Source organism: Bacillus sp. NP157, from assembly GCA_018889975.1.
Classification (GTDB): Bacteria; Pseudomonadota; Gammaproteobacteria; order Xanthomonadales; family Rhodanobacteraceae; genus Luteibacter.
This window is the reverse complement of sequence record CP076546.1, coordinates 4,417,183-4,438,180: the sequence shown is the minus strand read 5'-3', so window position 1 is coordinate 4,438,180 and position 20,998 is coordinate 4,417,183. Positions and strand designations below refer to the sequence as shown.

At 66.8% G+C, this 20,998-nt stretch carries 19 protein-coding genes; 8 read left to right on the top strand and 11 right to left on the bottom strand.

Annotation, left to right across the window (positions count from 1 at the left end; genetic code table 11):
- The first annotated feature begins 72 nt into the window (after positions 1-72).
- Positions 73-1,053: an SDR family NAD(P)-dependent oxidoreductase gene (locus tag KPL74_20100; protein QWT20038.1), complete on the top strand. Its 981-nt coding sequence runs from the start codon at positions 73-75 to the stop codon at positions 1,051-1,053.
- Here the strand turns inward: KPL74_20100 and KPL74_20095 are convergent.
- The 11 genes from KPL74_20095 to KPL74_20045 all read right to left on the bottom strand — a co-directional run bounded on the left by KPL74_20095 (position 983) and on the right by KPL74_20045 (position 13,774).
- Complete coding sequence (locus tag KPL74_20095) at positions 983-1,846, bottom strand: DUF4339 domain-containing protein (GenBank protein QWT20037.1); 864 nt, start codon at positions 1,844-1,846, stop codon at positions 983-985. The genes KPL74_20100 and KPL74_20095 overlap by 71 nt on opposite strands.
- A 40-nt stretch (positions 1,847-1,886) precedes the next feature.
- Entirely contained in the window at positions 1,887-3,188 is a 1,302-nt protein-coding gene (locus KPL74_20090; GenBank protein QWT20036.1) for an amidohydrolase family protein, read from the bottom strand.
- The gene (locus tag KPL74_20085; protein QWT20035.1) at positions 3,185-5,374 is read right to left on the bottom strand and encodes a penicillin acylase family protein; all 2,190 of its coding nucleotides are present in this window, start codon (positions 5,372-5,374) and stop codon (positions 3,185-3,187) included. The genes KPL74_20090 and KPL74_20085 overlap by 4 nt, the downstream gene beginning before the upstream one ends.
- Positions 5,375-5,510: 136 nt before the next feature.
- Positions 5,511-5,930, bottom strand: a complete 420-nt coding sequence (locus KPL74_20080) for a DUF1311 domain-containing protein (GenBank protein QWT20034.1) — start codon at positions 5,928-5,930, stop codon at positions 5,511-5,513.
- Between the two features lie 15 nt (positions 5,931-5,945).
- Positions 5,946-6,968, bottom strand: a complete 1,023-nt coding sequence (locus KPL74_20075; protein ID QWT20033.1) for a hypothetical protein — start codon at positions 6,966-6,968, stop codon at positions 5,946-5,948.
- Between the two features lie 12 nt (positions 6,969-6,980).
- Positions 6,981-9,806 (bottom strand): TonB-dependent receptor, encoded by a 2,826-nt coding sequence (locus KPL74_20070; protein QWT20032.1) that lies wholly within the window; start codon positions 9,804-9,806, stop codon positions 6,981-6,983.
- 248 nt (positions 9,807-10,054) lie between these two features.
- On the bottom strand, positions 10,055-10,612 hold the full coding sequence (locus KPL74_20065; protein ID QWT20031.1) for a hypothetical protein: 558 nt from the start codon (positions 10,610-10,612) through the stop codon (positions 10,055-10,057).
- Positions 10,613-10,829: 217 nt separating this feature from the next.
- The gene (locus tag KPL74_20060; GenBank protein ID QWT20030.1) at positions 10,830-11,333 is read right to left on the bottom strand and encodes a nuclear transport factor 2 family protein; all 504 of its coding nucleotides are present in this window, start codon (positions 11,331-11,333) and stop codon (positions 10,830-10,832) included.
- Positions 11,334-11,556: 223 nt separating this feature from the next.
- The gene (locus tag KPL74_20055; GenBank protein ID QWT20029.1) at positions 11,557-12,183 is read right to left on the bottom strand and encodes a hypothetical protein; all 627 of its coding nucleotides are present in this window, start codon (positions 12,181-12,183) and stop codon (positions 11,557-11,559) included.
- A 40-nt stretch (positions 12,184-12,223) separates the two neighbouring features.
- A complete protein-coding gene (locus KPL74_20050) occupies positions 12,224-12,793 on the bottom strand; it encodes a hypothetical protein (protein ID QWT20028.1) in 570 nt (189 codons plus the stop codon).
- A gap of 117 nt (positions 12,794-12,910) precedes the next feature.
- On the bottom strand, positions 12,911-13,774 hold the full coding sequence (locus tag KPL74_20045; protein ID QWT20027.1) for a YicC family protein: 864 nt from the start codon (positions 13,772-13,774) through the stop codon (positions 12,911-12,913).
- 75 nt (positions 13,775-13,849) lie between these two features.
- Between KPL74_20045 and rph the strand changes: the two genes are divergently transcribed.
- The 7 genes from rph (at position 13,850) to KPL74_20010 (ending at position 20,976) form a co-directional block, all read left to right on the top strand.
- A complete protein-coding gene (gene rph, locus KPL74_20040; protein ID QWT20026.1) occupies positions 13,850-14,581 on the top strand; it encodes a ribonuclease PH in 732 nt (243 codons plus the stop codon).
- Positions 14,578-15,087 carry an N-acetyltransferase gene (locus tag KPL74_20035; protein QWT20025.1) on the top strand — a complete coding sequence of 170 codons (510 nt, stop codon included), beginning with the start codon at positions 14,578-14,580 and terminating at the stop codon, positions 15,085-15,087. Before rph ends, KPL74_20035 begins: the two co-directional genes overlap by 4 nt.
- Positions 15,087-15,680 carry an RdgB/HAM1 family non-canonical purine NTP pyrophosphatase gene (rdgB, locus tag KPL74_20030; GenBank protein QWT20024.1) on the top strand — a complete coding sequence of 198 codons (594 nt, stop codon included), beginning with the start codon at positions 15,087-15,089 and terminating at the stop codon, positions 15,678-15,680. Before KPL74_20035 ends, rdgB begins: the two co-directional genes overlap by 1 nt.
- Positions 15,677-16,834, top strand: a complete 1,158-nt coding sequence (hemW, locus tag KPL74_20025) for a radical SAM family heme chaperone HemW (protein QWT20023.1) — start codon at positions 15,677-15,679, stop codon at positions 16,832-16,834. The genes rdgB and hemW overlap by 4 nt, the downstream gene beginning before the upstream one ends.
- Positions 16,835-17,756: 922 nt before the next feature.
- Positions 17,757-19,967 carry a DUF1631 domain-containing protein gene (locus KPL74_20020; GenBank protein QWT20022.1) on the top strand — a complete coding sequence of 737 codons (2,211 nt, stop codon included), beginning with the start codon at positions 17,757-17,759 and terminating at the stop codon, positions 19,965-19,967.
- A complete protein-coding gene (locus KPL74_20015) occupies positions 19,964-20,311 on the top strand; it encodes a PilZ domain-containing protein (protein QWT20021.1) in 348 nt (115 codons plus the stop codon). The genes KPL74_20020 and KPL74_20015 overlap by 4 nt, the downstream gene beginning before the upstream one ends.
- 56 nt (positions 20,312-20,367) lie before the next feature.
- On the top strand, positions 20,368-20,976 hold the full coding sequence (locus KPL74_20010) for a hypothetical protein (GenBank protein QWT20020.1): 609 nt from the start codon (positions 20,368-20,370) through the stop codon (positions 20,974-20,976).
- Positions 20,977-20,998 lie beyond the last annotated feature (22 nt).

Below are 20,998 nucleotides of genomic sequence, written 5' to 3'. Positions count from 1 at the left end.
GGCGCACTTTCAAGCATTCATCGTCCCGGCCAGCGCCCTTACCTTGGTTAGGCACCCACCAAGGAGCCTCCCATGCAGACCCCCATCCCCTCCGGTTTCAACGCTGCCAGCACCGCCGCCGACGTCATCGCCGGCCTCGATCTCACCGGGAAGAACGCCATCGTGACCGGCGGCTACGCGGGCCTTGGCCTGGAAACCGCCCGCACCCTGCGCGACGCCGGTGCCCGCGTGATCGTGCCGGCCCGCGACATGGCCAAGGCGCGCAAGGCCCTCGACGGCGAAGCCGGCATCGACGTGCTGCCGATGGACCTGGCCGACCCGGCCTCGATCGACGCTTTCGCAAGGCAGGTGCTCGACCGCGGCGAAGCGCTGCACATCCTCGTCAACAACGCCGGCGTGATGGCCTGCCCGCTCGAACGCGATGCACGCGGTTACGAGCGCCAGTTCGCGACTAACCACCTGGGCCACTACCAGCTCACCGCGCGGCTGTGGCCCGCGTTGCGCCGGGCGAAGGGTGCGCGCGTCGTCGCCGTGTCTTCGCGCGGGCATCGCTACTCGCCGGTCGTGTTCGACGACGTGCATTTCGAACGCCGCGACTACGATCCGTGGCTCGGCTATGGGCAGTCGAAGACGGCCAACATCCTGTTCGCCGTGGGCGCCGATGCGCGCGGCAAGGCCGATGGCATCCGGGTGTTCTCGCTACACCCCGGCGCGATCGTGACCGACCTGGCCCGCTACATGAGCGTCGACGACATGCGCAACTTCGGCGCGATCGACGACGAGGGCAAGCCGGTGGTCGACCTGGCGCGCGGCATGAAGAGCGTGGCGCAGGGCGCGGCGACCAGCGTGTGGGCGGCGACCAGCCCGATGCTCGACGGCAAGGGCGGCCTCTACCTGGAAGACAGCGACATCGCACCGATGCTCGACGATGCCACCGTGGCCGCGGAAGACCTGCGCAACCTGCACGGCGTGCGCCCCTACGCTATCGATCCGGATGCGGCGGACGCGTTGTGGGAGCTGAGTGAGAAGGAGACGGGCGTGGGCATTGCCTGACGGCATGCGGCGCTGGCACGGGAGCCATCTCCCGTGCCATGCGTATCGTGTTGGCTACCTGCAAGGCGACCAGGCCCACGCAGGCCACGGCCATGACCAGCCACAGGATGAGCCGCGGCGGCCTTGGCAGCGTGTCGCCGGTATGCCGCCAGCGCCGGATCCAGCGCAGCTGGCCCTGGATGTAGAGCACGTTGAAGAAGATGACGTACGCGCTGTCGATATCGGGCACCAGGCCGTACGCGGGCAGCCGGCGGCGCAGGCTTCTTGCCATGGCGAACCATGCGAGCAGCACGCACGCCGTGCCGCCCATGGCGGCAGGCACCTCGAGCAACATCAGGCCGAGCGGCGGCAGGGGTGGTGCAACCCAGGGAAGCGTGGAGAGGTAATAGAGATGGATCGCCCAGCAAGGTGCCGCGATCGCCAGCAGCCACGCTGCCTTGTTGGCCGGATCGATCCGTCGTATCCAGCGTGCCTGGACGAACCCCCAGGCCAGCCCGCCGAAACCCAGCGTCGCGACGATGAGGAGGAGCAACCAGGTCCAGTGCAGGCCGGGCGGCTCCGGAAGGGCGTCGCGCAAGGCCTGCTCGCCTTCGACGTCCGTCCCGGGCAAGCCGGCCGGCGCGGCCATGCCGAGCACGCGGTAGAGCGGTTGCCAGCCCGCCATGCCCTCGCGCCATGCCAGCGCGGCGGCATCGACCTTCCCGTGCGCGATGCCATCGCGCAGCACGTCTTCGCCGTATGCCTGCTTGCGGCCGTCCGGATCGCCGAGCCAGATGTAACCCGCGCCTTCCATGCGACGTCCCTGTGGGTGTGATTGCGCGGAGTATGCCCCGTCAGGGCCGTTTGTACACCGCCCCGCCCTTCATCACGAAGGGGACGTTGGACAGGACGGAGATGTCCTTCGTGGGATCGCCCGGCACGGCGATGATGTCGGCATCGAGGCCGGCGCGAAGCTGGCCGATGTGGTCCTGCTGGCGCAGCACTTTCGCGTCGATGGCCGTCGCGGCGAGCAAGGCCCTGGCCGGGCTCATCCCGTCGCGGACCATCCACTCCAGTTCCTTGTAATTGCTGCCGTGCGGGAACACGCCGACATCGCTTCCCGCACCGATGGTCACGCCCGCGTCCAGCGCCCGCTTGAATGCCTGCTGCGAGGTCTTCATCGCATCGGTGGGCGGCGCGCCCGGCTTCCAGCCGCTGAAGTATTCGGCGTAGGCGGCGCTTGCCTCGAGCGTGGGCATGTAGGCCACGTTGTGTTTCTTCATCAGCGCGAAGACTTCCGGCGTACCGTCGTAGCCATGCTCGATGGTGTCGACGCCGGCCATCACCGAGCGGCGCATGCCTTCGGCCGTGCTCGAATGCACGGCGACGGGCAGGTTGAGCGAGTGCGCGACGTCCACCGCCGCATTCAATTCCTCCTGCGTCAGCGTCGGCGACGAGCCCCTCGCCTTGCCGCAGTGGTAGTCGGCGTAGAGCTTGATCCAGTCGGCGCCGTGCGCGGCCTGGTCGCGGACGGCGTCGACCATCTGTGCCACGCCGCTGACGGGGATCGCTCCCTGTGGCAGGTCCATGTCTTCGCGGAAACCCAGCGGGCCCGGACCGTAGCAATGCGCGGCGACCGTCGCGCGCGTGGCGACGAACAGGTGCGGGCCGGGGATGAGGCCCTTGTCGATCGCCTTCTGCACGTCGACGTCGGCGTAGCCGGCACCCTCGGTACCGAGGTCACGCAGCGCGGTGTAGCCGGCCATCAGCGTATCGCGAGCGTGCTTCACTGCTTCGATGGTGCGGAAGGCCAGCGTTTCCTTCAGCACCTGGTCGTTCCACAGGGTTTCGTTGTACGGGTGCAGGAAGATGTGCGAGTGCGCGTCGATCAGGCCAGGCAGCAGTGTCATGCCGGGGAACGTGAGCGTCTCGGTGCCCGGCGGCGCGGCCACCCGCCCTTCCGGTCCCACGGCGGCGATCCTGTCGCCCTGCACCAGCACCACCCAGCCCGCGTGCGCCTGCTCGTCGCGCGCATCGAAGACGCGGTCGGCCTTGAGCAGCAGGGGGTGGCTGGCAGGCTTCGGCATGTCGTCCGCATTCGCGGCGAAGGCGGCACAGGCGAGGCATGCGGCAAGGGCAAGCAGGCGATGGCTCATGGCGCGGTTTCCTTGTCACCCGGGTGGTACTGGCGTTCGACATGGCCTTGCAGGTCTTCGGGCCAGAAATAGACCTTGCGCAGGTTGCCGGTGGTGTAGCGCTCGGCTTCGTCGTTGAAGTGCTTCGACGCCGGGTCGCCGCTCTCGCCACCGGCGGTGACCGCGCGGGCACTCACCTTCGGCCCGAATTCGACGACGGCGACGAAGCTGTTGCCGCTGGTGCCGTAGTAGCGTTTCGTGCCGGGCCAGCGGTGCGCGCCAAACGAGGCGAGCGAGCCCCAGCGCGACGATGTGAACGGCACGGGGATGCTCGGCTTCGCGTCGTCGAAGACCTGGGCGATCGCCGCGTCGTTGCGCTGGTAGCGATTCACTTCGCCCCACGGCACGCCCCAGCTGCCGAAGTCCTTTTCGAGGCGATCCACGGCATCGGAGAGTGCCTGCAACCGAGCCTGTGGGCCCGCCTTGCCGGCCATGATGTCGTAGATGCTCAGGCCCTCCTGCGTGTCGTCCTTGCTGGCCTTGTCCCAGAGGATGTCGCCCCAGAACACGGCGAGCGTGGTCGGCATCGAGGCGATGCCCCAGCGGTAATCCCACGCCCGTAGCAGGCCGACCGGCCCGCGCAGCTTCGCCTTCAGCGGTTCGCTCGCCGGTAGCGCGTCGTAGTCCGCGATCAGCACCGGCAGCTGGCGTTCGAACGCGGGCAGGTAGGTATCGAAGGCCGCCGCGAGCAACGAGGCCTGGGTGAAATCATGCTGGCCGGTGAGTACGCGCGTGGCGTGGATGCCGCGCGGGTTCTCGCCTACCGAGTCCATGTACTTCGGGAAGTCGGCCTGCTTCGGGCTGTCCGGGCCGGCGGCGGAATATGGCCAGTCGTTGGTGTTGAAGATCCAGCCGGTGCCCGGGTTGAACAGCCGTGGCGCCTTGTCCAGCGGGAGCAGGGCCTGCCAGTCGGTGGCCGGATCGCTGCCGTCGACCGGCTTCGTATAGTCGAAACGATCGTCGCGCTTCGGGATGAACTGCGGATGCAGGTAGGCGATATTGCCCTTGTCGTCGGCGTAGATGGTGTTGTTCGACGAGTTCGCCTTCAGCTCGGCGACCTTCATGTACGCGGCGTAGTCGTTGGCCTTCGTGCGCAGCCAGCTTTGCTGCAAGGCTTCCAGTGGTTTGTTCATCAGCGCGAAAGCGATCCACTTGTCGCCCTGGGTCCGAACGATCGGGCCGTGGTGGGTCGCGTAGGTGGTGAAGCGGCGTTCGCCCTGCCCCTTCACCATGACGACGATTTCGCGCGTGCTGACCGGGCGAAGCGCATCGCCGTAGCGGTAGGCCAGCTTGCCGCCCTGTTTCACGATGGTCTCGGCGAATTCGTCGACGACGTCGATGCCCGACGATGTGTGCATCCAGCCGATGTGCCGGTTGAAGCCCTGGTAGATGAAGAACTGGCCCCAAGTCACCGCACCGTAGGTATCGAGTCCTTCGTCGCTGGACATCTGCAGCTCGGAGCGGAAGAAGAACGAGGTATGCGGGTTGATCAGCAGCAGGGCGTGGCCGTCGGCAGTGAGCTTCGGCGCGATGGCGATGCCGTTGGAACCGGTCGGCTCCGCCCAGCTGGACGGCGGCGTCACCTGGGCCAGGGCACCCACGGGATCCTTGCCGTAGAACGCCTGCAGGTCCTTCGTCGACACCCGCTCGATATCGCCGCCGATGCTGCCTTCGGAGAAGCTCAGCGCCATCCACGGTTCGAAGTGGGTGATCACGCGTGGATGCACGTCGGGATGGGTGGCGAGGTAGTAGTTCAGGCCATCGGCCCAGCCGTCCATCAGGACCTTGAGCCAGGCCGGGCTGCGCGCATACATCGCCTTCAGCTGGCTGTCGTCGACGAACAGCTTCTGGCGGAGGTCTTTCCACAGCGCCGGCTCGCCCTCGGCTTCGGCGAGGCGGCCGAGCGAAACCAGGTAATTGGTCTCCACCCGGTTGAAGTCATCCTCGGCCTGCGCGTACGCCATGCCGAACACGGCGTCCGCATCGCGCTTGCCGTGGACGTGTGCGATGCCCCAGTCGTCACGGGTGATCGAGGTCGCGGCGGCCTCGCGTTGCCAGCGCGCCTGCTCCGTGTCGGCGGCATGCGCGCTGGCAAGGTAAAGCGATGAGCCCAGCACGGCGAGCGCGGCGCGGTAGGAAACAGGCATGGTTCGTTGACCCCTGGCGGACCCGTGATGCTAGCCCGTCGTGGCGTGCGTGGGTCAAGTGCCTGGGCGCGTGGCCACGACACGGCCCAGCTTCGGCGGGCGAGTGGTGCAGCCTCGACGGGCCGAGACAACCGCTTTACCTTGCGCCTCGGTCCTCAAGCTCCGTCGCGCGTTTGGCCGTTTCGACGACGGCACAGTCGTAGGCGACCAGTTCGTCGGCCTGCCCCGCCTCGGCGCCAGCGTCGCAGCGTGATCGTTTCATGCCGATCCATCCCAGCTCTTCGGAACGCAGGGTCGCCCTGTCGCCGGGAGCGAGCGAAGCCATCAATTTCTTGTAGGCGACATTCAACCGCTTGTCCTGGTAGCTGAATTCGGAGCTCATGCACTCCTTGAGGGCGGGCGTCACGCCGCCTGTCGCATCAAGGCAGGCTTGATACGACGGCCTGATCTTGATCGCCCCATGCTCCTGGATCCCGTCCTGCGTAGCCGCGCACACCGTCGCCACGCTCAACGCACATGACATGACGATCCAGGCTTTTCCAATCGTGCTCAACATCGTCCAACTCCCTGGCTAGACGCCCGGCGACCTTTCGGCAGGCGCCGAGCCGGTCTCGGGATTGTAGTTGGGATTGGCGCTATCCGTTGGCGACGTGCCATGTGGGGTGCGTGGCAACGCGCTCTCGCGCCATGCGCGGTAGACAAGGTCGCGCAGCATGCCCGCACCTGTCGCGGTGCGCTGGTAGATGAAGTCGCGGGCTTCCTTGTCGCCCGGCTCCGCCCAGCCGCCACGCTTGTCGATCTGGTAGGCCCTCTCCACGTGCGAGTGCGACTCGTCGAGGTACGCAAGCACGGCATCGAAGACATCGCCGTTGATCGGGTCCAGCGGCTTCACCTGCTTGAGGATGTCGGTGTCGCTGAGCCTGATCGCGTCGACGAAGTTGCTTTCCATCCGCCCGTGGACCTTCGGATCGCGGGTGTAGTTGTTCGGGTTGGGACCCTGCCAGCCGTTGTGGTGGATGCTGACGTGCATCGGGTTGGCGCCGTCGCCCACGTAGTGGCCCATCCACGCGACATACATCGCGCAGGCGGTTTCGATGTGCGCCGTGTCCTGGCCATGCGCCTGCTGCTCGCGATACGACCGGAAGCCCGTGACCAGGTGGCCGTAGACCTCGACCAGCGCGTAGGGCAGCGTGCCGGTCCAGCGCACATTGGTCCTGGCCGCCTCGGGCGAATGCGCCGCGGCAAGCCGCTGCTGCTCCTTGTCCAGCGCGATGATGAACTCGAAGCGTGAACGCGGGATCGGATGCAGGAACGCGAACTGCTCCTCGAACCAGCCGTGGTTGGGGTCTTCTTCCATCTTCGAGAACGGCGTGGCGTCGTCGCGCCAGTCGTCCGGAAGCGTGGACGAATCCTCGATGAAGCCGAGGTAGTTGCGCAGGAACACGGGGCCGTCGGCGGGCAGGCTTTCCACCGCGGTGCGATCGATGACCGCATGGCCGCGGTGGCCCCAGCCCAGCGCGGGGCCGGCCATGGTCGCGATGGCCACGGCGAGTGCCAGGGCGATCCGGCGAGGGCGACGAAGTGAGGTGGTCATGGCGGGCCCGGGTCAGTTGAGGTCGTATTTCACGTGGAGGTAGTACGTGCGGCCGTAGTTGTTGAGGTTGCGCATGTACTGGTAATGGTCGCCGACGGTTTCGTACTGGTCCTTGCCGAACAGGTTGGCCGCGCTGAGCGAGGCCGACCAGTGGTCGTCGAAGGTGGCATCCCACGACGCATCGGTGACGTAGCGCTGGCGGAAGCCGCGATCCTGCCACGGATTCGCCCCGATCGTGATCAGGTACCGGTCGGTGAAGTTCTCGGTGAGGGTCAGCCGGCTATCCAGCCAGGGCAGGTGCCAGGTCGCGCCGAGGTTGGCGATATTGCGCGGCTGGTTGAGCAGCTGGTAGATCGTCCGCGGGCCCGTGGCCGAGGTGTAGCTCATCTGCCCGTCCATGTGGGTGGCGTTGAACATCAGGTCGAAGCGCTGGCCGGCTAGGGCCATGTCCCGGCTCACCAGCGAGAATTCCATGCCCTGCACGCTCGAATCGTCCACGTTCTCGGGCCGCACGATCGTCACCAGCCGGCCGAACTCGTCGGTGGCTTCGCTGCTGACGCTGACGATGTCCGACTGGATGTTCTTCTTGAACCACGCCAGCGAGGCGTAGGCCTTGCCGTCGTTGAAATAGTGCTCGATGGAGGCGTCCATGTTGAACGACTTCTCGGGCTTCAGCTGCGGGTTGCCCATGGAGATGGTGCATTCGGCATTGTCGCCGCATGTCTCGACCTGCGCCTGGGCGATGTTGGACGGCACGGGCCGCCCGATCGTGCGGCTAAGGCTCACCCGGACGTTGGTGTCGTCGGTCACGTGGGTGGTCACGTTCAACGATGGCAGCGGGTAGTGGTAGCTGCCCTCGCTCTTCGCCTTGCCAGCCACCACGCCGTTGTTGATCGTCGGCGTGTCGGCGACATAAGTCGTGTCGTCGTAGCGGACGCCCAGCACGGCTTCGACGACCGGGGTGGCGTAGTGCAGCGAAAGATAAGCGTCCTTGACCTTTTCGCTGTAGCCGAAGTCGGACGCCTGGCTGTTGTAGAGCGACGAGGTGGCATTGAGCGGCAGCGTCGACCAGCCGCCTTTGGCGAGGAACGCCGGGTAATCGAAGAACGGCAGCGGGTACACCGCCTTCGGGAAGACGAAGTTGCCGGGGCTATACAGGTCGCCGGTCAGGTCGGCGCCATTGGCGTAGACCTGCTGGGTGTAATCCGTAGCCACGTGCATGCGCTTGTACTCGGCGCCTGCGGCGATGCCGAAGCCCTGCGCGCCAGCGTCGGTATTCTTCGCAAAGTCCACGCGGGCGTCGCCCAGGCCGGCCACGCCCTGGGTCTGCTGGGTATTGGCGCTGCTGACCTTGTAGGCCGAGTTGCCGATGATCGAAGGGTCGGCGAGCGTGGTCATGTTGAAGATTTCGCCGCGGCCGTCCGAGGCGTAGGCCATGCTCGGGTCGCCATTGGGCGTGGCCGTGAGCTTCATGTTGGCCTGGTCGACGTTGACCCGGTCACGGCTGTAGCCGCCCGTGAAGCGGAGGAACGAGTCATCCCCGCGCCACTCCACGTTGCCGATGAGGCCCTGGTTGTTACGCGCCCAGTTCTTGTTGCCGAAGATGGCGTTGAGGCTCTGAACAGGCGTGGTGCCGGTGGTCGCCGTCTGGCCGGATACGGACTTGGCGGCGTCGAATTCGAAGCCGTTCTCGGTGCGCTGTTCTTCCATGCCGTAGCCGTAGGCCATCAGCGAGGCGCGTACCGGGCCGTTTGCCGGCCACCATTCCAGCTTGACCGATCCGCCGTAGGTCTTCACCCGGCGATCGTCGGCGTAGTACGCGATGTTGTAAGGCGCAGCGAGGCCGTTCCAGCCGCTGGCGGCGTTCGGGCCGGCGATGTTCGCGCCGGCCTCGTCGTAGAAGTACTGCGAGGTCTGGAACAGCTTGTTCTGGTTCGCGTTGTAGGCCTGGTGGCGGGCCGACACGGTGATGCCGAATTCGTCGTCGGCGCCGAAGATAGTCGAGTACTTCGCGTTCACGCCGTCGCCGAACAGCGAGCGCGTCTTCGGCTGGGCGTTGTGGCCGCCGTCGTTCTCGAGGTCGTGATGGTTCACGTTGGCGTCGACGTGCAGCGTGTTCTTCGCGAAATCGAAGGCGCTGTTGCTGACGAGGTTGATCGCACCGCCGATGCCATCGGGGTTCTGCTCGGCGGAGAACGTCTTGTAGACGTCGATCCGATCGGCGATGTCGCTGGGGATCAGCTGCAGGTTGATCGAGCGTGCGCCGCCACCCTCGTCGCCCACCGAGGCCATGGTCATGCCGTCGAGCGTGGTGCTATTGAGGTTGGATTCGATGCCGCGCACGGTGATGTAGCGCGGCTGGTCTTCGTCCCGGGTGACGCTGATGCCGGGCGCCAGCATCAGGCGCTGTGCGATCGAATCGTCCTGGGCGTGGACCTGGATGCTGTCGCGGTCGATCGAGTCGACCAGCACGCTGGCGTTCTTCTTCTTGGCCAGTTCGTTGTCGTTGACCACCGTGGTGGCGGCGACATTCATGGCATCGAGGGTCGTTGCGCCGTCGGCGGATTTCTTTCTCGCCGCCCGGGCGGCCGCGTCGGCGGCATCGGCATCGCCAGTCGCGGCGGTGGCCGTGGCGGTGGCTGTCTCTGTCGCTGTCGCAACGCCGGTTTCCCCGGCATGGCTATACGGTGCCGCCAGCGCAAGGCAGAGCGCGACGCTCAGGGCACTCGCCTTCCGCAACGGGCTCGCCAGTCGCGTCGGCACGAGGCCGCCGCGCATGTTTTCAGTCGACAACCCGTGGCTGCCCGTTGCCTCGGGCGCATGGCCGGCAAATCGCATTATCTCGTTCTCGTCGCGGTTTAGATCGATCTAATTTCGCGAGCACGGATGACAGGCGGCTTACATACGCACGACATCGGACGGCCATCCGGCATGGATGTCCGCAGCGGTGATGGACTTGGCAGTTTTTGCCATCGCCCGCGAGATGGGCCATGGCATGTGACGTTGTGCACATGCCATGCCGTTGCGCGACGCTGTATCGAGGCCAGCGTCGTCGTGCGCGACGCGTCGGCAATCGCGCAAGCGCATCAGCGCTGCGGCGGGTCGTACATCACATAGACGTAGAAATACACGTCGCCTTGAACGATGTCCTTGCGGAACGTCGAGAAGACAAACGCCCCCGGGGGCTGCTTGACCGGTGCCATCTGCGCCTTTCCATGCAGGTCGACCTGGGTGGCGGAGGCGGCAACCAGCCCTTCCGCGTCCATGGGTTTGCCAGGCGTCGGGCTGGCCATCTGCGACGTTTCGATGGCCCCATACAGCGACTGCAGCACGCCGAACGTATCGCCAAACGCCCGGGCGGCATCCTTTGCGCTCTTTCCCTCGTAGCGGAGGACCTCCATCCGGACGACCTTGTCGTCCCTGAAATAGAACTGCACGTTGGCCGGCTTGCCGTCGAAGGTGCCCGCATACGTCTCAAGGTCGCCGTTGCTGAAAGACTTGTAAGGACCGTGGTCGGTGATCGCCGTGACCTGGTCTTTCGTCATGCCGAAGGTCCACGGCCCGAACGGCATCGGCGAGGAATCCGTGCCTGCCGAGGCAGCCATCGCCGGCGTGGCGACGAGGACAAGCAGTGCGAGCCACAAGCATGCCGACCTTAACCACCGAGAGCCGCGCGCATGGCGCCAGCGACCGATTCCGTTCGTGTGATGTCCCGCCATGGATTGTCCCCTGCCGCGGAAGGAGTGCCGCGTGTGTCGCTACTGTCCGGCGCGCGCAACGCGGCGTCAATCCTTGCGCGATCGCCTCACGACACCGGGCGCATGAGCGCTGGCAACCCGTACTGCGTGGCGCGGCGAATTACTACAGCGCGTGGTGCCCATAGCTGAATGCGCGGGTGACGACCCAGCCGGCGGGCGTCTGGTGCCAGACAAGCATGAACTTCGCGGCCCCAAAGCACTTTCCGGACTTGAAGTCGCAGAATTCCTGCTCGCCCTCTTCGATCGCGCCGAAATCCTTGATTGGATAAACCTCGAGGGTGCCCGGCGTGAGCTTGCGGCGGAAGTTGCCGCAGACATGGTCGTGCGTGCGTTCAACGTAGTCCTTCCGCGTCCACGTGACACCACCATTGTCATGGTAGAACTCGAGGTTCGGGTCCAGCATGGCGGCGTGTTTGTCGAGTTGGCCTGGCTTGTCGCAGGTGTTGAACGCGGCAAAGAACTGGGTGTCCAGCGCGACGACGGTTTGCCGCAAGGCGTCCTCAGCGGCTGCCTTTGCCGGTGCGGCCTGCCCGGAAGGCGCGGCATGCAGGACTGGTACCGCAAGAATCGCGGACAAGAGCACGACGTTCATCAGGCGACGGCACATTGGATCATCCTTGGTGGTAGGCGTGTATTGAGACCCGGTAGGCGTTGCTCGCATCAACGAGAAAACAGCGCGCCCGGTGCCCCGCGTCTTTCGTCCAGAAGATCCAACGTGAGTGGCGACGTGTCCAGTGAATAAAGGCATGGTCACCCCGTAGCTGGCGGCCTCGCCCGGTATCCCTTAAGCGGAGCCCGCAAGGGCGGAGCCCCGCCGCCAATGGATGGACTTACGCCGCGACGAAATCAGCCGCAACCGATAGAGACGGAACACATACCAGACGAGCTCTCGCCCTCCGGAGATCCGAAATCGAAAGCGCGGCTCGCCGTGTCCTTTCGACCATCTCAAGCGACGCTCCGCTATCGCTGAGTGAGACAACCAACGCTTCCAGTTCCGGCTGCACACCCGATTCACCAAGAGAGAGAAGGTCCGTACGGCTTGGGCTTGGGTCGCCAGCGATAGCCAGCAAATCGATGACGCGTGCCATCGCTGCTTTCATCCGCGACGTAGCGGGCGCCTTATCGGGGATCCATTCGCGCAGCACGAATCCGCTTACGCTTTGGTTGTAGCCAATGAGCAGCAGTTTCGGTACCTCACGGATTTCAGTCAGGTTGCTGGCATCGACAGTGACCATTCGAAGAATGAGATGCTGAAAGGCATCCATCGCCTTGAATATGAAGGCTGTATCTACGCCCACGCCGCAAATCATGGGATCGCCGCGCATGTAGACCGATAGCTCGCCAGTCTCGTATGGACTCTCCTCGAGTTCGCGAAGCTCTCTCTCTTGATCTGCGACTCGCTCGACCAACTGGAATTCGGCGAGAAAATCACCATCTTTCACGGCGTCAGCGAGCATGCCCCGCAGTGCCCCAAGATTAGAACGAGCCCAAGCCACTTCAGTGTGCCAAACCATCGATTGCCTCCTGATATTCCTTTAGATCAAATCCATCGTTCATTTCTAATTGCAGAATGCCCTTCCATTTCCCGGTGACCCGCTCGTGACCGAAAACATTGGTCCAGTAGCTAGCGGCTCTGATGATTCGATCAGGCGACACTGCGGTATCGACAATGTAGGCGTCACAGCCGTACGTAGCCAACACGCTCTGGCGTGAAAAGAGCTGCGTATTGGATCGAATCGCTTCTATTGCCTGCATCGTGGTTGATCGCACCGTGGTAAACGGTGTGAACGTCACGATATCGATATCGAAAGGCGGCCGCCCACGCTTGCTCTCCGAATCTTCTACAAAGCTCCCATCAATCCACTGAAGGCCGTCGCGCATCCCGAACTCGCGCAGATGCCGCCTGTAATTGAGGAGTCCGCGCAGCAGCGCTCGCCGCGGGCGCGTGCTTCCGAAGCGGTCTGCCATTTCGAAAATCGTTGTGGGGTAAGGCGACCGCCTTTCCGTCGAGAGCGCATTGTCGAGGAAGGGCGGCAAGAAACCTGATTTATCAAACGCGGGGATCACGGCTCCGTCCTGGCGAGTGGGGGGCTTTCCATACTGGGCTGCCCGCCGCCATCCGCACATCCGCGATCGCCCTGTCACTCGCGTAGGCCGAAGCCAGCGCATCGCGACAGAAAAGCCCTACTCGATGTTCTGCACCTGCTCGCGCATCTGCTCGATCAACACCTTGAGCTCCACCGCGGCGTTGGTCGTGCGCGAGTCGACCGACTTCGAACCCAGCGTGTTGGCTTCGCGGTTGAATTCCTGCATCAGGAAGTCGAGGCGACGGCCGACGGGCTCCTTGAGCGCCAGCACGCGGCGTGCCTCGCTGATGTGGGTCGCGAGGCGGTCGAGCTCCTCGTCCACGTCGACGCGGGTGATCTGCAGGACCAGCTCCTGCTCGAGACGGCCCGGATCCACCGGCTGGCGGACGTCGGCAAGGCGCGTTTCGAGGCGGGCACGCAATGCGGTGCGGATCTCCGGCATCCAGCCGCGGACATCGCCCACGATCCGGTCGATGCCGTCGAGGCGTTCCCGCAGCATCTCACCGAGCTTGCTACCCTCGCGGCCACGGGTGTCGGACAGGGCATCGAGCGCCCGGTCGAGCACGTCGAGCAGGGCCGCCTGCAACTGGTCGGCATCGGCCTCCGGCTGCTGCATCACGCCCGGGAAGCGCAGCAGCTCGGTGAATTCGATCTGCATGCGCGGGAAGCGCTGCTCCAGGTCCAGCGCCAGCTCGGAAAGGCGCGACAGCACCTGGCCGTTTATGCGCAGGCCGTCGCCACTGCCCTGCTCGCTGCGCAGCCGGACGGTCACGTCCACCTTGCCGCGGGACAGCCGGGCGGCGATGCGCTCGCGCAGGGCGCTTTCGAAGCTGCGCAGGTCGTCCGGCAGGCGGGGGCTGATTTCGAGGTAACGGTGGTTCACCGTGCGCAGTTCGCAGGTGAGCGTACCGGACGGGCCCGCGCTCTCGGCGGAGGCGTAGGCAGTCATGCTGCGGATCATGGGGGCTTCGCTCGCGCGGCGGGAAAGGCCGCAATGGTAAACTGACCCACCGCCCGCGCCCAAATCAGGCTCCCCATGACCTTTTCCCGCCCCAGCGGCCGCGCCGTTGACCAACTGCGCACCGTCAGCATCGAACGCCACTACACCCGCCACGCCGAGGGCTCCGTCCTGGTCAGCTTCGGCGATACCAAGGTGCTGTGCACGGCCTCGGTCGAAGAACGTACTCCGCCCTGGCTGCGCGGCAAGGGCGAGGGCTGGGTCACCGCCGAGTACGGCATGCTGCCCCGCGCCACCACCGAACGCACCCAGCGCGAGGCGGCCCGAGGCGGCCAGGGCGGTCGCACCATGGAGATCCAGCGTCTGATCGGCCGCTCGCTGCGCGCCTGCGTGGACCGTGCCGCCCTGGGCGAGCGCGTCATCACCCTCGATTGCGACGTGATCCAGGCCGACGGCGGCACCCGCACCGCGGCGATCACCGGCGCCTACGTCGCCCTGGTCGATGCCGTGAGCTCGCTGATGAAGCGCAACGCGATCAAGCGCAACCCGATCCTCGGCGCCATCGCCGCGGTCTCGGTCGGCGTGTACCAGGGCGTGCCGGTGCTCGACCTCGACTACGCCGAGGACTCCAACTGCGATACCGACATGAACGTGGTGATGAACGACGGTGGCGGTTTCATCGAAGTGCAGGGCACGGCCGAGGGCCATGCGTTCCGCCGCGATGAAATGAATGCCCTGCTCGACCTTGCCTCGAAGGGCATCGGCGAGCTGGTGCTGGCCCAGCGCGCCGCACTGGAGTCGGCACCGTGACCGACATCCGCGCCGCGCTGCCGGACGACCTCGACGCGATCGTCGCCGTGCACCATGCCGCCTTCGGTCGCCCGGCCGAGGGTGACCTCGTGCGCCGGCTGGTCGACGGCGGCAAGGCCAGCATCTCGCTGGTCGCCGTGGACGACGACGATGCCGTGATCGGCCATGTCCTGTTCTCGCCGCTCACGGTCGAGGACGGCGACGACGGCAAGGCCCTGGGCCTGGCCCCGGTCGCCGTACATCCCGACCACCAGCGCCAGGGCATCGGCCATGCGCTGATCGAAGAAGGCATCGGCGCCTGCTTCGTCGCCGACGCGCGCGCCGTGTTCGTGCTCGGCTCGCCGGCGTATTACGCCAAGTTCGGTTTCGCCAAGGCCTCGGCGCATGGCCTGCACGACGCGTTCGAAGGCGGCAACGCGTTCCAGGTGCTGCCGCTCACCGTCGACGGGCTCGCCGGCTATGCCGGCCGGGTCAGCTACGCGGCGGAATTCGCGGAGGGCCTCTGATGCGCATCGTCCTGGCCTCGGGCAATGCCGGCAAGGTGGTGGAGCTCGAACAGCTGCTCGCCGGCACCGGCGTCGAACTCGTGCCGCAGACCGCGCTGGGCGTCAGCGATGCCGACGAGACCGGCCTGACCTTCGTAGAGAACGCCTTGATCAAGGCGCGTCATGCGGCGCGCGCCACCGGCCTGCCCGCGCTGGCCGACGACTCCGGCATCTGCGTGGATGCCCTGGATGGCGCGCCCGGCCTGTACGCCGCGCGTTACTCCGGCGTGCATGGCGACAGCGCGGCGAACAACGCCAAACTGCTGCGTGAACTGGACGGCGTGCCGGCGGAAAAACGCGGCGCGTACTTCATCGCCGTGCTCGTGCTGCTGCGCCACGCCGACGACCCGGCACCGCTGATCGCGGAAGGCCGCTGGCACGGGCGCATCCTCGCCGCCCCGCGCGGTGAAGGTGGCTTCGGCTACGACCCGCTGTTCCTGCCCGACGGCTCCGAACTGGGCGCCGCCGAGATCGAACCGGCGCTGAAAAACCGCCTGAGCCATCGTGGCCAGGCGCTCGAGGTGCTGAAGGCGCGCTTCGCCGAACTCGCATGACCGACCTGTCGCCGCCGCTGTCCCTCTACGTCCACATGCCGTGGTGCGTCCGCAAATGTCCGTATTGCGACTTCAATTCGCACGGCGTGCGCGGCACGCCTGAATACGCCACCTACGTGGACACGCTGCTGGCCGACATGGATGGCGACCTGCGCGACTTCGGCGAGGCCATCGGTGGCCGCGCGGTCCAGACCGTGTTCTTCGGCGGCGGCACGCCCAGCCTGTTCACCCCGGAGTTGATCGGCCGCTTCCTCGCCGGTGCACGCGAGCGCCTGCCGTTCGCACGCGGCGCGGAGATCACGCTGGAGACCAATCCCGGCACCGTCGAACACGGCAGTTTCCACGGCTACCTCGCCGCGGGCATCAACCGGATCTCGTTCGGCGTGCAGAGCTTCGACAACGACAAGCTGCACCGCCTGGGCCGGATCCACTCCGCCCACGAAGCCGCCGACGCCGTTCGCCAGGCCCAGGATGCCGGCATCGACAACATCAACATCGACCTGATGTACGCCCTGCCCCAGCAAGACCTGGCCGGCGCCATCGACGACGTTGAAAAAGCCATGGCCCTGCGGCCAACCCACATCTCGCACTACCAGCTCACCCTGGAACCCAACACCGCCTTCGCCGCCAATCCGCCGCCCCTGCCCGACGACGACGCCGCCTGGGCGATCCAGGAAGCCTGCCAGGCCCGGCTCGCCGATGGCGGCTACGGCCAGTACGAAGTCTCCGCCTACGCCCAGGCCGGCCGGCGCTGCCAGCACAACCTCAACTACTGGCGCTTCGGCGACTACCTCGGCATCGGCGCCGGCGCCCACGGCAAGGTTAGCGGTCCCCAGGGCGTCCAGCGCCGCTGGAAGACCCGCCTCCCCGCCGCCTACCTCCACGCCGCCGGCGGCCCCACGCGGATCGGCGGCGACAACCTCGTAGCCCCCGCCGACCTCCCCTTCGAATACATGCTCAACGCCCTCCGCCTCGTCGACGGCGTCCCCATGGCCGACTTCACCGAACGCACCGGCCTCCCCGCCGAAGCCATCGCCACCGCCCTCGCCGACGTCCGCCGCAAAGGCTGGGTCGACCACGACCCCCACACCCTGCGCACCACCGCCCAGGGCCAACGCTTCCTCAACGACGTCATCGAAGCCTTCATGGCCTGACCCGGCCACCTCACGCCCCCCGGCTGTGTAGGAGCGCGCCTGCGCGCGATTGGATGTGCCGTCACATCCAATCTCCGCGCGGCGTTCGTACGTGGTCGCAGGAAGAGCCCTCGGCGCCTACCCTCGCTGCTCAGACAGCGTTCTGGCGTGCGATAGGGAGGGGCTGCTCCGCAGCCCGTTTTCTTATTGGCCTGCGGCCGCGCACCGGGTGCCGGGCGGAGGTTCTTGATTCGGCATCCTGCCTCAACAAGAACGGCCGGCCATCGTGGCCGGCCCCCTTCGGGCTTCTTCCGCCCGGCCCCCTCGCCGCCACGAACTCGCCTCGAGGGTAGGCGCCGAGGGCTCTTCTTCCACGTTGCCGCACGCTGGTTTGGACGGCCGCCGTTGTAGGAGCGCGCCGGCGCGCGATTGGGGATTGCCAAAACACAGCAGGTAACAGCGCCCGAGATCATCATTTCAATGTGATTCGACGGCGTTCGCATGATCGGTGAATCAAGTTCCATCATCACCGCCCTGTTGGCCAATCGCGCGCAGGCGCGCTCCTACAACGGCAAGCAGCGTCGGGTCAGGCCCCAGGCCGGTTTCCCACATGTCGCGCGCGAGCTGCGAGAACAGCCCTCGGCGCCCACCCTCGAGGCGAGTTCCGCACAAGTGAGCGGCCGTAGGCCAATAAGTACATGGGCCGCGGCTGCGGCCAACCTTATCGAACGCGGAGGACCTGTCTGAGCAGCGAGGGTGGGCGCCCAGGGCTGGTCCTGCGACCACGCCCGAGCGCTGCTCCTGCGACCACGCCCGAGCGCCGCGCGGAAGCGGGGCTGGCCATACGTCCGTTGGACTAGACCTAATGCCCTTCGCATAAAAGCTGGCGCACAGATGTGACCCCCATCTAAACTTACGACACGGCCGGGGAGGGGCCTAACTCATGAGTTCTTCAGGCACGCCGCCGTTCGGTCGGACGGGTCCGTATCCCGTCGCCCTGTCGCCGCGCGCCGAACGCGAGGCACAACAGGGGTTATCCCTATGCCTGACCTGGCTCGACATGCCCCTGCGCGAATCGCTCCGCGACTTCGACCAGCGCATGTTCGCCATCGCCGAAAGCAGCCGCAACCACCTCGAGCAGCAGGACTGCTTCGAGAGCCGCGGCATTGTCCAGCGGGAAGGCCCCGCCTTCCGCAACCGCTTCGCCGCGCACCTGTCCGAACGATTCCGCCGCCTCGGCGAGTCCACCGACAACCGCCCGGCCAGCACGGAATACGGCGGCCTCAACCTCAGCCTGGTCGATCCGGAAGAACAGGAACAGACCGACGCCCTGTCCAGCATGGCCGCGCGCGCCGAGGCACGCAGCGCCAGCAGCCTGTTCGAACTCGGCTACCGGCTGGCCGTGCTCTCCGGCACGCCGCCGCTGGAAGGCGACGCCCTGCCGGCCGGCCCGCGCGCACTGACCGCCGCGCTGCAGGCCGCCATGGAAAACATGCCCCTGGCACCCGCCCACCGGCTGATCCTGTTCCAGGCCGTGGACACCCGCGTGCTCGGCCACAGCGAAGCTTTCTACGGCGCCCTGAACGAACACTACCGGACCCGCGGCATCCTGCCCGGCTTCCGCGTCTACCCGAACGTCCGCGTCACCAGCACGCCCGCCGCCGAACGGCGCGGCCGTCCCGGCGAAGCGCCGGCCGCGACGGAAGCCACCGGCACCGCCCCGAGCGGGACCGAAGGCCACATCGGCGTGCTGGAAAGCCTGCGCCGCCTGCTGGCCGAACGCGCCCAGACCGGCCGCGGCGCTGGCTTCGCGCCGGGCCGGCTGGCCTCGGACGACGAACTGCAGACCGCCCTGCTCGCCCTGCAGGGCCACGTCAGCGAAGTCACCGACGCCGCGCAGCGCGAGATCCGCAGCGCCGGCGCCCTGCGCGACGAACTGCTGGCCCAGCTCAACCGCGGCCGCCCGGCAGGTTCGCCGCCGGCCGAACTCACCCTGGAACAGGGCGACACGGTCGAACTCACCGCCATGCTGTTCCAGAACCTCAGCCAGCAGCTGGGCGCCACCAGCGCCGGCCGCGCCGTGCTTGGCGGCCTGCAGTGGCCGATGCTGCGCGCCGCGGTGAACGATCGCGGCTTCTTCGACCAGCCGGAACACCCGGCACGCCAGCTGCTCAACACCGTGAGCGAAGCCGCCCACCACTGGCTGGATTCGGCGGAAGGCGAGCCGGACGCGAACCTGGTGGATCGCCTCGAGCGCCTGGTCGTAGAAGCCAGCACCGCTCAGGTCATCGACCCGGCCTGGCGTGCCGACATCGAACAGCAGATCGCCCAGCTGTCGCGCAAGGCGCATGTCGCCGAGCGCCGCCAGATCGAAGCGATGGAAGGCCGCGATCGCCTCGAGCGCGCACGCCAGCGTGCGTCCGAAGTGATGGGCGAGCGGATGGGCAGCGGTACCGTGCCGCGCGGGGTGCTGCGCATCCTGCTGGAGCGGACCTGGGCCGACGTACTTGCGCTACATATCCTGCGCGGCGGCGAGACCGGCGAAGCCTACCTGCACTGCCTCGGCGTCACCGACCAGTTGCTCGGTCGCCGGCCCGTGGCCGATCGCCAGAAGCTGCGCCAGGAAGTCGAGCGCGGCCTGGAACACCTGGGCATGCATCCGTCGGAAGCCGCCCAGGTGGCTGCCGGCCTGTTCGAGCCGGCCCAGCAGAAGCAGACCGACGACGACCTCACCAGCACCGACGTGGCGATGCGCCTCAAGCAGCGTCCACGCCTGGGCGAAGGCACGGCGCACGGCGAACCCGTGGCAACGGTCGAACCGACCGCCCTGGACCCCGCGGCGCAGGCCGTCTACGAAGGCTTTGCCAGCCTGCGCTTCGGCTCGTGGTTCGAATTCACCCAGCCCGATGGCGAAGTGGTCCGGCGCAAGCTGGCCTGGTTCTCCCCGTCCACGGGCCGCTGCCTGTTCGTGAACCAGCGCGGCATGCGCAGCGAAGACATGGACCTGACCCGGCTGGCCAGGCTGGTTTCCACCGGCGAAGCCCACGAGTGGCGCGAAGAACGCACGCCGCTGATCGATCGCGCGTGGCAGGCCGTCGCCCGCGCGTTGCGACGCGAACGGGTTAGCAACGAACGCATGGCGGGTCGCGCATGAAATCCGAATTCGAACAGCGTCGCGCCCCGCGCAAGCGTGCCAGCTCGCCGATGCCCGTCGTCGACGTCATGAACGACGCAGTGCTCGGCCAGCTCGGCAACCTGTCGGCCACCGGCATGATGTTGCTGGGCACGCGCGAGCCGCGCACGGGCGCCGTGCACCAGGTCACCTTCCACCTCCCGGACGCCCAGCACCGTGAGCATGCGGTGGTGATCGGCATCCAGGAACAGTGGCATGAACCGGCCGCCTCGGCTGGCCAGTTCTGGTCGGGTTACCGGATCATCTCCGGCAGCGAGGACGACGTCCGTGCCATCGACGAGTGGATCGGGCCGCCGGCCGACTGAACGGTAACCATCGGTGGCGCTTTACCCGGGCGCCACGCAGGGCGACCATCGCGCCAATGAATCACCCCACCACCCTCCTCGTCGACACCGACCTCGAACGCGACGACGCCGCCGCGGCCGCCAACAGCCTTTACCTGAAGCTGGTCGGCGACGGCACGATCGCGCCGCGCCCTAACGAAGGCGAAGACGCGCCCTTCGCCCTGCTCGACCTTCCGCTGAGCGTCGACACCGGCATCTTCGCCATTGGCCTGCATGCCAGCGGGCACCGCTGGCGGGTCGACGGCCAGGGCGCGCACATGGTCGACGGCGGTCGCGAGAACGGGATCTTCTGCCGTTACGACGGCAGCTTCACCATCCGCTGCCCGCAATGCCGCGCCACGCTCGCTCCCGGCGACGAAGGCAGCGACGCGCTGGAAGAGGCACTGTCGGTGTGGTGCGACGCGCCGGATTCGGCCTTCGTCGCCTGCCCGGCCTGCTCGACCTGGACACCGCTGACCACCTGGCAGTCGCCCGGCCACGACTTCGCCGTGGGCCACTTCGCGATCAGCCTGCATGGCGTGCACCTGCGCCATTTCCTCGACGGCCAGGACCACGCCGCGATGGCCCTGCGCCAGCGCCTGGGCGACCTGGCCGGCGATTTCACCGTGGTGTTCTCCGCGGCGTAGGCGCACCATTGGGGTTTTCCCA